General features: G+C 34.3%; 14 protein-coding genes, 1 pseudogene and 1 other annotated feature. Of the genes and pseudogenes, 10 read left to right on the top strand and 5 right to left on the bottom strand.

From position 1 onward, the window contains the following. Positions 1–9 precede the first annotated feature (9 nt). Positions 10–387, bottom strand: a complete 378-nt coding sequence (locus tag BAU27_RS32870; protein ID WP_242477372.1) for a hypothetical protein — start codon at positions 385–387, stop codon at positions 10–12. A 566-nt stretch (positions 388–953) separates the two neighbouring features. Between BAU27_RS32870 and BAU27_RS10050 the strand changes: the two genes are divergently transcribed. From BAU27_RS10050 to BAU27_RS10035, 4 genes are all read left to right on the top strand, one after another. After that, entirely contained in the window at positions 954–1175 is a 222-nt protein-coding gene (locus BAU27_RS10050; RefSeq protein WP_000776149.1) for a helix-turn-helix transcriptional regulator, read from the top strand. Then, positions 1159–1872, top strand: coding sequence for a DUF3169 family protein (locus tag BAU27_RS10045; RefSeq protein ID WP_083595941.1), 714 nt, complete (start codon positions 1159–1161; stop codon positions 1870–1872). Before BAU27_RS10050 ends, BAU27_RS10045 begins: the two co-directional genes overlap by 17 nt. A 42-nt stretch (positions 1873–1914) precedes the next feature. Then, positions 1915–2967 (top strand): zinc metalloprotease, encoded by a 1053-nt coding sequence (locus BAU27_RS10040; protein WP_071770811.1) that lies wholly within the window; start codon positions 1915–1917, stop codon positions 2965–2967. A gap of 96 nt (positions 2968–3063) precedes the next feature. Beyond that, entirely contained in the window at positions 3064–3204 is a 141-nt protein-coding gene (locus BAU27_RS10035) for a DUF3985 family protein (RefSeq protein WP_071748116.1), read from the top strand. A gap of 153 nt (positions 3205–3357) precedes the next feature. Here the strand turns inward: BAU27_RS10035 and BAU27_RS10030 are convergent, their stop codons facing one another. After that, complete coding sequence (locus tag BAU27_RS10030) at positions 3358–3744, bottom strand: DUF3938 domain-containing protein (RefSeq protein WP_071748117.1); 387 nt, start codon at positions 3742–3744, stop codon at positions 3358–3360. 342 nt (positions 3745–4086) lie between these two features. Beyond that, positions 4087–4980 carry a YitT family protein gene (locus BAU27_RS10025; protein ID WP_000530031.1) on the bottom strand — a complete coding sequence of 298 codons (894 nt, stop codon included), beginning with the start codon at positions 4978–4980 and terminating at the stop codon, positions 4087–4089. A gap of 275 nt (positions 4981–5255) precedes the next feature. Here BAU27_RS10025 and BAU27_RS10020 point away from each other — a divergent pair, with 275 nt between their 5' ends. The 4 genes from BAU27_RS10020 (at position 5256) to BAU27_RS10005 (ending at position 9204) form a co-directional block, all read left to right on the top strand. Further along, complete coding sequence (locus BAU27_RS10020) at positions 5256–5540, top strand: hypothetical protein (RefSeq protein ID WP_002174090.1); 285 nt, start codon at positions 5256–5258, stop codon at positions 5538–5540. A 28-nt stretch (positions 5541–5568) separates the two neighbouring features. Continuing rightward, positions 5569–6351, top strand: a complete 783-nt coding sequence (locus tag BAU27_RS10015; RefSeq protein ID WP_071770799.1) for a membrane protein insertase YidC — start codon at positions 5569–5571, stop codon at positions 6349–6351. 129 nt (positions 6352–6480) lie between these two features. Then, complete coding sequence (locus tag BAU27_RS10010) at positions 6481–7296, top strand: hypothetical protein (RefSeq protein WP_071770798.1); 816 nt, start codon at positions 6481–6483, stop codon at positions 7294–7296. 292 nt (positions 7297–7588) lie between these two features. Next, positions 7589–7825: a binding site (T-box leader), on the top strand. A gap of 65 nt (positions 7826–7890) precedes the next feature. Continuing rightward, entirely contained in the window at positions 7891–9204 is a 1314-nt protein-coding gene (locus BAU27_RS10005; protein WP_071770797.1) for an APC family permease, read from the top strand. A 125-nt stretch (positions 9205–9329) separates the two neighbouring features. On the opposite strand, the pseudogene BAU27_RS10000 reads toward BAU27_RS10005, so the two are convergent. Together BAU27_RS10000 and BAU27_RS09995 are read right to left on the bottom strand one after the other, a co-directional pair. Continuing rightward, positions 9330–10543: pseudogene (locus tag BAU27_RS10000) on the bottom strand (hypothetical protein). A gap of 67 nt (positions 10544–10610) precedes the next feature. Further along, positions 10611–11366 (bottom strand): YiiX/YebB-like N1pC/P60 family cysteine hydrolase, encoded by a 756-nt coding sequence (locus BAU27_RS09995; RefSeq protein WP_071770796.1) that lies wholly within the window; start codon positions 11364–11366, stop codon positions 10611–10613. A gap of 305 nt (positions 11367–11671) precedes the next feature. Here BAU27_RS09995 and BAU27_RS09990 point away from each other — a divergent pair, with 305 nt between their 5' ends. Continuing rightward, positions 11672–12961, top strand: coding sequence for an MFS transporter (locus BAU27_RS09990; RefSeq protein WP_139254634.1), 1290 nt, complete (start codon positions 11672–11674; stop codon positions 12959–12961). Positions 12962–13509: 548 nt separating this feature from the next. Continuing rightward, positions 13510–14890 (top strand): MSCRAMM family protein (locus BAU27_RS09980; RefSeq protein ID WP_071770793.1); only part of this gene is annotated, 1381 nt, incomplete at its 3' end.

Here is a 14890-nt window from a genome sequence, read left to right as displayed (position 1 = left end):
ATTAAAGTTTCACTTTATTTTCCAGTTTGCTTTTATCTTTCCCTCGATACCGTAACCGGTCACTACTATATAATATGTCCCCGTTTTACTAGGTGAAAGTTCGTAAGTATCATTGCTTAGTATGGACATAGGTTCATATTTATTAAATTCACTAGAAAAGTAAGTGCTATAACCTTGATAGGCGCTATTTTCAGTAATAAGAAAGTTTACGTTAACCTCAATTGTTTCTCCTTTTTTTACATAAACGGGTATTTTATGTGTGCCGTTAAAATATGAGAAATCCGCCTCAAATGTATTTTTTGTACTGTGCTCAACCCATTGTTCTTTTTGGGTAAAATCAATAGCGCATATTGCAATGAATAAAATAGGAATGATAATAGCGGTCATATATCGAAACCATTTTGATTTATTTGCTATACATGTACATAAATAAAAGAAAAGTGAACAAATTGCCCCTACAGATCCAATTAGGAAAGTTAGAATAATATCTCCTCCATTGTATATATGAAATGGAAGAAAGAATAAGTAACCAGATAGAATATAAAGCAAAACTTTTCTTGGCGTACTATTATGTTTTGAACTTAATTTGTCAATTACAAGCGAGCATAAAATTGCGTAGAAGAAAAGAAGGTAAAACCAAAAATTATATAAAAATCCAGTTAAGTATGCGGAAGTTTTAAAGAAGTTCATATCACTTCCTATAAAGAAAAATAATAAAAAAGAAAAAAAGAGAGAACAGGCCGCTGAAAATTTAATAATAGCGTAAGGAAAGACCATTTTTTTATCCATGAGACACCTCAATTATGTAGTTCTTAAAAATTATTATATACGTTATATCTAGTATAATATATATGTATTTTTGACATGTATCTACGTCAAAATGACAATTATAATTGACATTTAACGGGATGTTATTTACAATTTTAATTAAATAAAAGAAAAAGAGGTAAAATATGAAGCTTCAAAATCGGGTGAGAGAATTTCGAGCAAAGCATCGTTTATCACAAGGTGAGTTAGGTAAAGCGATTGGCTCATCACGGCAAACCATTAGTTTAATTGAGCGTGGGGATTATGCGCCATCTATTGTGTTATCGTTAAAAATCGCACAAATTTTTGGAGCGCCGGTGGAGGAGATATTTATGTTAGTGGAGGGGGAAGATGGAGATGGGGAGTAAGGGGAATGGGAAACTGACGGCTATATTGAAGTTGTTAGTAGGAGCAATTTTTGGTGGGTTTATAGGGTATGTAGTAGGGGATATCGCAACAGTGGGTACTAGCAAAATATCTCCTGTTATTAGCGTTGTTATGATGAGTGTATTTGGCATAGCGGTTATGTATTATATTTGGAAGCGTACAGGAGCGCTCGCACAAACGAAAGATGAAGAAGAAAATGTTAAGGGACGAAGATTAGGGATAGCGCTTATTTATTTTCGAGTAATGGAAATTGTTATTCCATCATGGTTTGTTTGCTCAGTTATCGCTTTTTATAGAACGTATACAAGTGAGGGGAACTTGCTCTTTGTTAGTGTAAGTATTGTAGTATCTACAGTGTGCTTTATCGCTATAACTTGGTTAGGATTTGTAATGAGGAAAAGGTATAACGCTCTATATCCAGAACAGAGTGTTACGTATTCTCAGTCAATGGAAATGTGGGCAAAGAATGCAGATGAAGGGCAAAAGCAAATTGTTCATGAAGCGGGATATAAGGCATATCAATATACAAATATGACACTTGCTTGTGCGTGGTTGGCGGCGATTGCGTATGCAATTTTAGATGGAAAAGACTTCTTTATGGTCATTATGATTTCGTTCGTTTGGGTATTACATGTTGGAACATATATGTATGAAATGCATAAAAAGATGATTTATTGAGGGGAGAAAAAGGTGGATATTTTAAGAAGGCCAGCTGGTTCCATGACGGCGGCGTTAGTTTTGTCCATTTTATACGGAGTAATCCGAACTGGGAAATTAGAAGTAATTTTGAACCTATGGGCAATAGTTGGAATTTCATTGTTAGTGTTAGCCATTCATGAGCTAGGACATGTAGCATTTGGTGTAATAGGTGGTTTGACATTTAAATTTATGACAGTAGGACCCATTACTATTCAAAAAGAAAAGGGAAAATTACGCATTCGAGAAAATAAATTATGGGCATACTTTGGAGGCGTTGCAACACTAGTACCACCTTCTATAGAGACACCGAATCTTTCGAAAAAATGGGCATGGCTCACTTTAGGTGGACCGATTACAAGTTTACTATTCGGTATTACTTCAGGTTACATATATATGGTAAGTTATTATCAATATCTTTTATATTTTTCCTTTTTCCATTTTGCAATCTTTGCGGTTACAATTGTGCCGATAAAAGGAACGCTTATGAGTGATGGTATGCAATTTCTCATTTTAATTAAAGATGATGAAAGAGCTAGAAATCATTTATATGAGATTCAAATATCGAGTGAGTTATTTAGTTATAAAAGACCGAAAGATTGGGATGAAAGATTAGTAGAACTGAGTGAGGAAAAAATAAAAGAGAATAAAGGGATAAGAGAGCTAATGAGTAGGCTTATGCTCGTCTTTTTTGCTCGTGCGGATCAAGAGGGAATGGAAAGAGCGATACCGCATATAGAACGAATTATTCAACTACCTGTAACGAAAGAAAATAAGTTTTTCGTTAGTAGTTTTCATAGTTGGTATCTTTTATATAAAGCCCTTTATCAGATGGATAGTCTTTCTTTGCAAGAAGCAAAGGAACATGCAAAGGCCATTACCAAAATGGACCTAAACGGATATTACCGTACACAGGGAATTATTAAATATTTAGAGGGCGATATGGAAGCGTCCCGTACTTATATGAAGAAAACTGATAAAGAATTAAAGAGCGCCGAGAAGAGTGAGATGGGATATTTACAATTAGAGAGAGAATGGTTTGAGCAGCTGAAAGAGAGGGTATCTTACGATGGGTGAGGTATCCTCTTTTTTATATGTCATCTTATGCCGTTCCATAAACAGTCTGGGGCGAGTAAAATGAGATAAGAAGAGCAAAGCTTGGAGGAAGTGAATATGGAAATTTTATCTATTATTTTGATAGTCTTGCTCATTTATGTTGTTTTTAAAGTAGCATATGTAGCATTAAAGATACTCGCGATCTTATTAGTTATCTTTTTAATTGTAGAGTTCGGCAGTAAGCTGCTTGGAGGATAGGGTATGTGTTGCTTTTAGGGTGTCGAAGGATGTCGGTAAATCGATATGTTGTGTCGAAACGTCGGTATCATGAAATAATCGTTGATATATTTCGAGTAATACCAATAGGGGTATGTAAACCAATCTAAAAAAGCTGGAAGAATATCTTCCAGCTTAAGAGTTACTTTCAATTTGGCGACCGCTATCTTCTTCAGTGTCTTGTAATAGGTTGAATACATCTGCTAGGCAGAATGCAATGAACCAAGTCCAAAGACCGTGGAAGAAAGCTGAGCTTAATTGAAGTGGTAATGTATAGTTTGTCATTGAGTAGGAAATACATCCACCAACGATTCCGATCATTGTTAATAACATTGTTTTTTGAGCATTTTCTTCTGGATTGAAGAGGAAGAAAATGTATCCGCCTAAAATTGAAGCGCTTACAAGTGTTTCGATTCCATTAAAAATGATATTCTCTCCAAGTTGAGTGTTTGTCCAGAAGCAGATCACGCCGCCGCCGATGGCAAATAAGGCAGCTAGTGTGTATCGTATATATTGATTCATATGTTCATCTCCCTATGTAATAAGATGATTTGGAAGTCAAAAAGGTAGGTATAGTATATTGAAGTGAATTTTAGTTGTACGTATCTTTTTATAAAAAGATCAGTGAAGAATAACTAAGATGATCGGCTTTTTGAAAACCGTTACGTGTATGGTGTCTGAAATATACCCGACTGCTCGTTTCTTTTTGCTTATAAAAATAAGAGAAACTTCCAAGTCTATATACTCTTTTTTGTAAGTCTAATTTTATTATAACACATTTAGTGATACAATAATAGAATTATCTGATTTTGTAATAAGTGTAAAAAATAAAAAGCGCAAGGAATTATAGTTCCTTGCGCTTTTTTATATACGTTTGAAACGGCCGACAATTTCAACTGTTTCAGTAATGTTCATAAATGCTTTATTATCCACTTGGCGGATAATACGTTTCATTTCGCCCAACTCGTAGCGAGTTACGACAGTGTAAATCATTTTTTTCTTATGGTTTGTATAGCCGCCGACAGCATCTACCATTGTTACGCCACGTATGCCGTGATGTAATAGTGAGCTTTTTATTTCCTCACCTTTTTCTGTAATTGTCATTATCGTTAATTTAATATGTTTTGTATGCACGGCATCAATTACTTTGCTGACTACAAACCGACTAATTAACGTATAAAGTGTAATATCCCATCCGAAAATAAATCCTGCTGCAACAAGTAAGATTAAGTTGAATCCAAAGATGATTGCTCCAATTGAAACATCGCGATGTTTCGCTACAATCAATCCAACAACATCAAAACCACCTGTTGAAGAAGCAAATCGGAATATGATTCCTGAGGCAGCACCGCAGATGACACCACCGAATACAGAAGAAAGTAAAATATCGTCTGAAACTTGGTGTACTGGGATAATGTTCATCGCTAAAGATGATACAGCTACAAAGTATGCCGTTAAAAAGGTTGTCTTCTTACCTAAGTAAAAGTGACTTAAAATAAGAAGCGGAATGTTTAGTAAAAAGATAAGTGCTCCGATATTGTAGTGCATTAAATAACCGATAATCATCCCTACACCAGCGAACCCACCGCTAATCATATTATGCGGGATAAAAAACATATTCATAGAAATTGCATACAAAATAGAAGCTATAAAAATAACAACTAACTGTATGATAAATTCTAAATGAAATGTTTTAGCTGCTGGGAAGGATAAAAAGGCGGTGTCGGGAACGTAATCGGCGTCTCCTAGTTGACCCATAGTATGTTTCATCTCCATATTCATTTTTGATTACAAGAAGAGAATAAAGCTTTTTTCAAAAACTGGCAATAGTTTTATTATAATGCAAAAATTTTATAAATTTCTAAAAAATTAAACCTATTCAAAGATACGTGTGAATATACTAAAGAAAGCGAATACATTGATTTTCTAGCATAATTTTTTGAGAAAATATGCAAAATTCATTTTTGAAAATAAAAGGAAATAGAGAATGTTTGTTGAATGTGCTAAAATGACTTTATTAAGGATGTGAAGCGATGGAATTTTTATTGCAGGATGCACTTCTGTATATATCGTTTGTAACGACAGCACTTTGTGTATTAGAAGTCTTTTTTCTTGCTAACGTTTCTCGTTTCGTACGTCAGCAAGCATCGAGCGGTAGACAGAGAGCTTTTAAACTAGTTGATACGTGTGAAGAGGGTATCGGAAATGTACCGCTTTTCTCGATTTTTTATAAATATGGAATGATTCGCTCTGTCCGCAGACAAGAATCGAGTGGAGAGAGTGACGAGGTAGGCCCGTATACACCAATGTTTCGCTAATTAATTACGAAACATTGGAGGAATGAACATGTTAAAATCAAACCGAGCTGCGCTCATTAGTTTATCATTATTACTTGTTTTTGTTTTATCTGGTTGCAGTAATGCAGGCACAATAGATTCACATAGTACGGGAATTTGGAACCATTATTTCGTATATCCAATATCGTATATGATTCAATTTGTTGCTCATCATATATCTGGTGGAAGCTTTGGGATTGCGATCATTGTCATTACGCTTGTTGTTCGTTCAGCACTGATTCCATTAGCTGTTTCGCAATATCGTAGTCAAATGAAAATGAAAAAAATGCAACCTGAATTACAGAAGCTGAAAAAGAAACACGGTGATGTGGGTAAAGATCTTGAAAAACAAAAGCAGTATCAAAAAGAAATGTCAGAACTAATGAAATCAGGTGGTTGGAATCCGTTAGCTGGTTGCTGGCCAATCTTTATACAAATGCCGATTTTCTCTGCTTTGTATTATGCGATTAGCCGAACTGAAGAGATTCGTACATCTTCATTTTTATGGGTGAACTTAGGACATGCAGATCCATATCATATATTACCGATTATTGCAGCGTTAACGACATTTATCCAGATGAAGGTATTCCAATCAAATATAACGCCTGGAGAGCAAGTACAGATGCTGAAGGTGCAGCAAATTATGATGCCGGCAATGATTCTATTTATGGGATTTGCGGCGCCATCAGGACTTGTGCTGTATTGGATTACAGGTAATTTATTTACAATGACACAAACAATTGTGCTAAGAAAAGTAATGGAACGTGAAGAAGTACAATTACAAAATGCATAGAGAAACACCGCTCATGATGAGCGGTGTTTTTTATTTAAATCGTTAAGGAAATTTTAAGAAACCAACATTACTATTGGCATTGTATACGAAAGTGTACATGCTTTAGAAATATGAAGGAGGAAATTTCCTATGAAGAAGAAAACAGTTGGGTATTTAGCAATTGCAGGTGCTTTATCATTTGGAATTATAGGAGGAGTGGGTGTACCAGCATTTGCGGCAACGAATACTCCAGCAGCAGATCAACCTACAAAAACGGCGAAAAAAGATTTAGATGCCGCTACAAAACAAAAAGTAAAAACGATTATGGATGATACAAAGAAACAGTTAGAGGGAGTAGGTGTGAAATTCCCAGAGAAGGGTAAGCACAAGGATATGTTTGCAGGGCTAGATGAAGCGACGAAAGAAAAAGCAAAATCAATTTTAGAGCAAGAGAAATCTGGTAAATTAACACGTGAACAAGCAAAAGAGGAATTAACGAAACTAGGTGTGAAATTCCCAGAGAAGGGTAAGCACAAGGATATGTTTGCAGGGTTAGATGAACAGGCGAAAGAAAAAGCGAAGTCGATTTTAGAGCAAGAGAAATCTGGGAAACTAACTCGTGAACAAGCAAAAGAGGAATTGACAAAACTAGGTGTGAAATTCCCAGAGAAGGGTAAGCATAAGGAAATGTTCGCGAACCTAGATGAAGCGACGAAAGAAAAAGCGAAGTCGATTTTAGAACAAGAAAAATCTGGGAAACTAACTCGTGAACAAGCAAAAGAAGAATTAACAAAATTAGGTGTGAAACTTCCAGAGAAAGAGAAGCATGAAGACATCTTCGCGAATTTAGATGCAGCAACAAAAGAAAAAGCGAAAGCGATTCTAGAAAATGAAAAGAAACAACTAGCAGAATTAAATGTGGATCTTCCGCACCATAAGTTTTTCATGAAAAACGAAAATAAATAATTGAACTATGTCGTATCTTCCGTGTGGGCAACCGAAAGGTACGTATGCGAGGAGGCTGTCTTTGGAACAGCCTCCTTTTAGTATTTAGAGTGCTATCGTTGTCGTTTTTGTCGAATTATCGATATAATTTCATTTACGATCTTATGGCGTTCGTTCGTGGAAGAGGAGATTAGAGAAATAAAGTAGCTTCTGTTATAATATAAGAAGAGAAATATTTCTTATGTTATATAAAAAATATATTGATTTTTTCTAACAATTCAATATAATGGGAAATAACTACAAAATTCGACATCAAGAAGTGATGATGAGGACATGATCAATTTTTTACGATTCTCAGAGAGGGAAGCCTTTGGCTGTGAGCTTCCTAATACGGGAAAATCGATTACCCCCTTTGAACTGCAGCAGTGAACGGATATCTAGTAATTGCTTGCCGGCAAAAACCGTTATTTAGACTTGAGAAATTGGTGAAGTGTGTCACTTTGCGAATTGAAACAAGGGTGGAACCACGAATACAACACTCGTCCCTTTTTTAGGGAGGAGTGTTTTTTTATTTCATTTTTGCATCACACTAGAATTGGAAGGAGGATACGCAGCATGCATCATGATGAGAAAAACAAAATTGGTTTAACAGTGGCACTTTCTATCGTAGTAGGAACTATTATTGGGTCTGGTGTGTTTATGAAACCAGGGAGCGTATTAGATTACTCAGGGAGTTCTAATATGGCTATTTGGGCTTGGGTAATTGGTGGTCTGTTGACGTTAGCAAGTGGTTTAACAGTAGCCGAAATTGGAGCGCAAATTCCGAAAAATGGTGGGTTGTATACGTATTTAGAGGAGATTTACGGAAGCTTTTGGGGGTATTTATCTGGCTGGATGCAAACGATTGTATATGGTCCAGCTATTATAGGAACGTTAGGTTTGTACTTTAGTTCTTTAATGATTAATTTTTTCTATTTAGATAAAGTCTGGAATTTACCAATTGCAATTGGAACAGTTGTGTTCCTAGGCGTTATAAATAGTATGGGAACAAAATATGGAGGCATCGTTCAAACCGTTACGACAGTTGGGAAGATGATTCCGATTATATTAATTGTTGTGTTAGGGTTTTGGAAAGGGAATAGTGATATCTTCAATGTAGTTGTACCGATATCAGAAAATCAAAGTATCGGGATGGCAATTTTGGCAACTTTATTTGCTTATGATGGTTGGATTTTACTTGCTTCTATTGGCGGAGAAATGAAGAACCCAACAAAATTATTACCGAAGGCAATGACAGTTGGGATTTTAATTGTAACAGCTGCTTACGTATTAATTAACTTAGCGTTATTAAATGTATTACCAGCAGCGAAAATTGTAGACCTTGGAGAAAATGCAACAGCGACAGCTGCGGGCATGTTACTTGGAGAATATGGCGGAAAAATTATTAGTATCGGTATTATCATTTCTATTTTCGGCTGTTTAAATGGAAAGATTTTAACGTTCCCACGTATTCCGATGTCGATGGCAGAGCGTGGACACCTTCCGTTTTCTAAGTTTATTGCAAAGGAAAGCCCAAGATTTAAAACACCAGCAAATGCGATTACTGTTGAAATCATATTAGGAATTATTTTAATGCTTATTAGTGATCCGAATAAGCTATCTGAGATTTCCGTATTCATTATTTATATTTTCTACGTAATGACGTTTATTGGTGTCTTCATTTTAAGAAGACGTAACAAGGATAAAGAGCGTGCATATAGTGTACCGTTATTCCCGATTGTACCAATCGTTGCGATTTTAGGGTCATTGTTTGTACTTGGAAGTGCGATTATTAACGATCCGGTAAGTTGTTTCTTATCGATTGGAATGGTATTTACTGGACTTCCGGTGTATTGGTACTTGAATAGGAAGAAAGAAACTGGAGTTTAATCATTAGAAAGCAGGCGTATAATACGCCTGCTTTTTTATGTAAAAAAATTTGAAAGTATCAAATTAGAATTAGGGGGAATTACATTAACCTATTTTATAACCTAGAAACAGGTAATTAAGTATATTTAATCATCTGTTTTGGATAGTAACATTTTAAAGTCATAAGCATAAACTTTCTTTCCACCCTTCACAGTAGCGAGTATAGATTCTATACCTTGTATTTCTTGTTCGGATATTCTTTTTCCAGTTTTTAAATTGTATCTTTCTATATAGTATTTGTTATTGCGCTTTTCATCATAACGTAGAACATATAATGAATCATTCTCGAAATAGGTTTGTTCATTATACCTAACGCCATCTTTAACATGATAATCTATGCTGAATTTATGGCTCATTGCATCATTTTTAGGGTTATATGTATACACATCACCAAGACCGTTTATAAAATACAACTCGTCATTATATATATATGCGGAATTATTTAATGAAAATGGGCTGGTTGCAGTTGAGTTTTTTTCATTATACATAAATATTGTGTTTTGTTCTAAAGTGGTTTTATTAGTACGTAACAAGAATGTCTTCCCTTTTAGCGGATCATCCTTATCAATTGTACTCATAACCATGTAGTAATTCTCTGAATCTACTAAAATAGGTGATAGATTAGCATGGTCCTCTTTTCCATTTGCATTAAGCTCTGTAATATTCTCTATATTCATTATTGCATCATTAAACGTTAATCTTTTTAATTCGTATTTATTAGTAACTAGGTCTTGAGTGGCTACTAAAATATATTCCCCATCTAATCCAGAGCTAATAATGAAATGAGGAATATTACTTTTATGAATAACTTTTTCATTTCCGAATAAAACATTTGAATCGTAGTTCCCGTTCTCTTTGTTCATTCCTGAATTGTAAATATTAACAAATATCTTTTGATTTGCTAAATATCCATTAAAATCACCGGTATGCTGATATTTTATTTTATGAGTAGTAGGAGTTTCGCCTAGAAATTTATAGTATCTTTACTCTCTAATAGAACTTGTTTTTTATCGTCAGATACACCAATACCGCCGAGTTCTAGACCGCCCATTTTATATCCTCTAGCAATGCCTTGTTTATTTATAAATATGGCATAACTAATGCCTTTACCATCTAAATCTTGATCGGCAGTGGATGAGAAGTAAAGCATAGCTTTTTTATCATCTAAAAAATTTTTATTTTGTATATCTTTATCTGATATTAAGTTTGCATTCTTATCTTTTATACATAAATAGTAGGCTAATACTGCAATCGTTATGATGCTTATAAAAAATAGAATTATTTTCCGATTATTTTTCATTTTCACTTCTGCTCCTCAAATAACCAAAAAGTGAAACAAATAAATTGTTTCACTTTTAGTTGTAAAATTAAATATTACGAATTAACGATGTTTGGTTCGCATCTCTAACATCTCGAGGATATACACCTGCTCCACCATCTTTATCTAAATCTAAACCACCATGTAGTTTATAAGTAGACCATATTAACTTAGAACAATTCTTTGCGCCATAATGACTAGTATTTCTATTATTTGCAAAATTATAAGAATACTCATCCTTTCCTACACGATCTTTTGCCCACCAGGCTGCATCATTTTTATTTTGCCAAGAAGTCTTTACAGATTTAACAACTGCATCCCCTTTATCAACTAAGCGTTTATTAGTAGCAATTGTATGTACGCCTGTGCTTGGTACAGATTCAACAATCAATTTTTCACTATAATACATACCGACATGTCCATGATTCATATAAGCAGTTGTAGAACCAGTATAATAAAAGTCGCCCATATTAGAATTTCCGACTTTTACATTTCCACCGCTAGCACCATATTGAACATTAGGAGCATATTTATTATTTCGTTGAGTAGCTTCTCGTTCTCCTTGTTCATGATTTGCTTTTAATTCTTTATAAATTTGTTCTGCTAAAGCTTCTTTTGTATTGCCAGTATTTTTAGCAACTTCAATAATACCTGAAATTAGCTCTTCAGTACTTACGTCTGGCTGCAATTTCTTAATCTCATTTAAATATGGAAGATCGTTGCTTGCCGCGAAAGATGATGTAGGTACAAGCCCAGCTGAAGCTAAAATACCTGCTGTTAAAGTTAGTGCGGTTAATTTTTTCATTTCTTTTCCCCCTAAGTTTTTTTGATATTCCAAACTATTGTGTGCTTGTAAAGTTTATTATTCACTCTACAAGAAAATAATAGTTTTTCTGTAATTTTAATACAAGTCTAGTAAAGAAAAATCTTATTTGGTACAATTTCGTTGTAAATAATAGGGAATTTAATCAGGTTTATAATTTGTTTAATTTATATATTTTAATTTTATAATAATAAAGTTTGTTTTTTATTCTTATACTAATATTTCTTAATTTGACTACAGATAGGATAGAAGTAGTGATAATTTTTCAGATAAGGATTTTTATTTAAATATTGGAGGCATATCATAATAGGTTAGATTTTTATTATAAAAAATTGTACTTGCTTACACTTTCTTTTTTGGTTACTATAGTCGTAGTAACCAAAAAAGAAAGTGTGGGGAAAGTCTTGAATTTTCGTGTATATATTTTAGCTATTGCGGCTTTCGTAGTCGGAACGGTTGAGCTAATTATAGGAGGAACGCTTGATTTAGTTGCCAATGATTTAGGGGTGTCGATTAGTGCAGCTGGTCAGCTTATTACAATATTTTCAGTAGTATTCGCTCTATCAGGGCCAGTTTTATTAGCATTAACAGGCAAGTTTGAAAGAAAGAAATTGTATGTTGTGGCACTATCAATTTTCTTAATTGGAAATATCGTTTCAGCATTTAGTGTGAATTATGGGATGTTAATGTTCTCGAGAGTAATTTGTGCAGCGAGTGGATCGCTTATTATTGCACTATCGGTAACACTTGCTTCTAGTGTAGTAGAACCGCATTTTCGTGCGCGTGCAATTGGAATCATTTTCATGGGGATTAGCGGATCACTCGTACTTGGAGTACCGCTAGGTCTTGTGCTTGGAAATGCATACGGATGGCGTGCGCCATTTGTATTAATTTCGATATTAACAGTTATGGCAATTGCTTGTATTTCATTGTTCTTAACGAAAGTACCACCGACATCGGTACTATCAATAAAAGAACAAATTGCTACTTTAAAAGATAAAAAAATTGTAAGTGCACAGTTAACATCATTTTTGTTTTTAACGGGGCATTTAACATTGTATGCATATTTAACACCGTTTTTAAAAGACGTAATGCATGTTGAAGCCAACTGGATTAGTGTGTTTTACTTTATTTTCGGAATCGCAGCAGTAATCGGCGGCGGATTTGGTGGATGGCTTGCTGATAAATGGGGATCGAAGAAAAGTATTATTTCCATTATTATCGTATTTGCATGTGCAATCTTTATGTTGCCGATGATGACATTCTCATTCCCGCTCTTCATTATTATGATGGGACTGTGGAGTATGCTGAGCTGGGCAATCTCGCCAGCGCAGCAAAACTATTTAATTGAAATTGCACCGGAATCAGCTGGTATTCAGCAAGGTTTAAATAACTCTGCACTTCATCTAGGAATTGCGCTCGGTTCAACAGTGGGCGGAGTTGTTATTGAGAAATCATCTGTTATTTATAACGCTTGGGTAGGCGGCGGTTTTATTATATTGGCGCTACTTTGTGCGATTTTCTCGATTACGAGAGGGCGTTCTACTCAGTTTGCGAAGGAAGAATCTATCGTTTGATAGGTTCTTTTTTTATTTTGAAAAAATTGAAGGATTTAGCAGTAGGAGAGAGAAGGCTGTATATAGCGAGGTGATAGTATATGTATTCTAATTTTTCAATAATTGGTTTTCTATTTACGATCATACCATTCTTTTTTGTAATTTTTATATTTAGATGGGTTCGTTTCATCTATCAAAATTCCGAAAAACAAGTGGAGCAAAATGAGAAGATTATTGAGCTGTTGACGGAGATAAAGGAGAAGAATAAGTAATAGTAGTTATTTTGGAAATAATTATATATAGATATAGAGAAATATAATTTTAGCAAATTTGAAAGGTACTTTTGAAAGTGCCTTTTTATTATGTTTAAAGGGCTGAACACAAATTATTTTTATTTATCAATAGTCAAATGAAAATGAGAAATTCAAAATTCGCAGTTTATCCGTTTAAATTTCTCAACAATTCGACAAGATGATACAAAAAAACCACCTATTCTCTTTTTTTCACTATAAGTACAATGAAACAGTAAGATTGCTTCATATAGAAATTTATATATGGTGGTGGGGAGAATGGGACGAAAGATGGTAGGGAAATGGTTTAGTTTTTTAAGTGCTCTTATTATTTTATTAGGAATTGCGATGCCACAAGTAAAAGCAGAAGTAATGAACAGAGAAAAGTATGAAATGGATTGGAGTTATAGTAAAGCAAAAGATCGTGAAATAAAGACGGAAATAATTAAAACAGCTTCGGGCAGTATTGCTTATTGTTTAACGCCTGATTTACGTTCTCCTAATGGAGAGGATTTACCTGAGATGGGAAAAACATCTGATGCTGTATATCGTGTTTTAGTTAATGGGTATCCTCAAAAAAGCCCATCTGAGTTAGGTGTAGCGACAACGGAAGAAGCGCATTATGCTACACAATTAGCAGTATGGATTGCAGCAAATGAATTAACGGAAGAAGATTTAGTTGCAAAAAATGAGCGAGTACATAATCTTATGAAGCGTTTAGTAGAGGCTTCAAAAAAAGAAACTGGATCACAAGATGTATTCTTTAAAGTTAACCCTGTAGATCCACAAATTGCTACACAAAAAGGTGATTATTTAGAAACAGGATTTTATGCAGTGCAAACAAATGCGGTTTCTGGTTCTTATACAATTCTTTTTGAGAATGCTCCTAAAGGGATTCGAATTGTAAATGAAAATGGAGAAGAGAAAAGTACATTATCAATTGACGAAAAATTTAAAATATTAATCCCGAAAGATACGAGTAGTGGTAATTTTAAAATAAAAGTGAAGTCTACTTTAACAAATTTACAAGCAATAGCTTTTAAAGGCTCGGGAAAAGTTCAAAATACAACGGTATTGTTACAAAGAAATAGTGAGAAAATCAGTACAGATTTAGTTGTAAATTGGGAATCAGTAGGCTCTTTAAAGATTATGAAATTAGGAGAAAAAAAGGAATTATTAAAAGGAGCTGTGTTTGAAGTCTCTAATGAAAACTTTAAACAAAATGTTACGACAAATGATAAGGGGATTGCGGAGCTAGGTAATCTTCCAATCGGTATATATAGCGTCAAAGAAATTCAAGCGCCAGCTGGATATGTGTTAGACGGAAGTGTTAAAAAAATTGAAGTGAAAACTGGTGAAACTGCTTTATTAGAGTTGAAAAATGAAAATATAAAAGGTGAATTAGAAATAACGAAAGTAGATGTAGCGGATGGAAATACGAAACTGCCAAATGCAGAGTTCACAATTTATAACGAACAAGGGAACGAAGTAGTAAAAGGAAAAACAGATGAAAAAGGTGTAGCGAAATTCAAACTACCATACGGAAAGTATACGTATAAAGAAACGATAGCGCCGAATGGATATGTAGTAAATGAAGAGACATTCGCATTTGAAATAAAAGAGAATGGAGAAATTATTAAACATATTGTCCAAGATAAGA

It is taken from the genome of Bacillus sp. NH11B, assembly GCF_001884205.1.
Classification (GTDB): domain Bacteria; phylum Bacillota; class Bacilli; order Bacillales; family Bacillaceae_G; genus Bacillus_A; species Bacillus_A proteolyticus.
Note: the sequence above shows the minus strand (reverse complement) of the source record. Positions and strands in the feature narration are given on the sequence as shown.

Excerpts from the sequence above, each read along its gene's own strand:
- BAU27_RS10010 (WP_071770798.1), top strand. The coding sequence starts at position 6,481 with ATGAAGAAGAAAACAGTTGGGTATTTAGCAATTGCAGGTGCTTTATCA.
- BAU27_RS10030 (WP_071748117.1), bottom strand. The coding sequence starts at position 3,744 with ATGAATCAATATATACGATACACACTAGCTGCCTTATTTGCCATCGGC.
- BAU27_RS32870 (WP_242477372.1), bottom strand. The coding sequence starts at position 387 with ATGACCGCTATTATCATTCCTATTTTATTCATTGCAATATGCGCTATT.
- BAU27_RS09995 (WP_071770796.1), bottom strand. The coding sequence starts at position 11,366 with ATGAAAAAATTAACCGCACTAACTTTAACAGCAGGTATTTTAGCTTCA.
- BAU27_RS10005 (WP_071770797.1), top strand. The coding sequence starts at position 7,891 with ATGCATCATGATGAGAAAAACAAAATTGGTTTAACAGTGGCACTTTCT.
- BAU27_RS10040 (WP_071770811.1), top strand. The coding sequence starts at position 1,915 with ATGACGGCGGCGTTAGTTTTGTCCATTTTATACGGAGTAATCCGAACT.
- BAU27_RS10020 (WP_002174090.1), top strand. The coding sequence starts at position 5,256 with ATGGAATTTTTATTGCAGGATGCACTTCTGTATATATCGTTTGTAACG.
- BAU27_RS10035 (WP_071748116.1), top strand. The coding sequence starts at position 3,064 with ATGGAAATTTTATCTATTATTTTGATAGTCTTGCTCATTTATGTTGTT.
- BAU27_RS10015 (WP_071770799.1), top strand. The coding sequence starts at position 5,569 with ATGTTAAAATCAAACCGAGCTGCGCTCATTAGTTTATCATTATTACTT.
- BAU27_RS10050 (WP_000776149.1), top strand. The coding sequence starts at position 954 with ATGAAGCTTCAAAATCGGGTGAGAGAATTTCGAGCAAAGCATCGTTTA.
- BAU27_RS10025 (WP_000530031.1), bottom strand. The coding sequence starts at position 4,980 with ATGGGTCAACTAGGAGACGCCGATTACGTTCCCGACACCGCCTTTTTA.
- BAU27_RS10045 (WP_083595941.1), top strand. The coding sequence starts at position 1,159 with ATGGAGATGGGGAGTAAGGGGAATGGGAAACTGACGGCTATATTGAAG.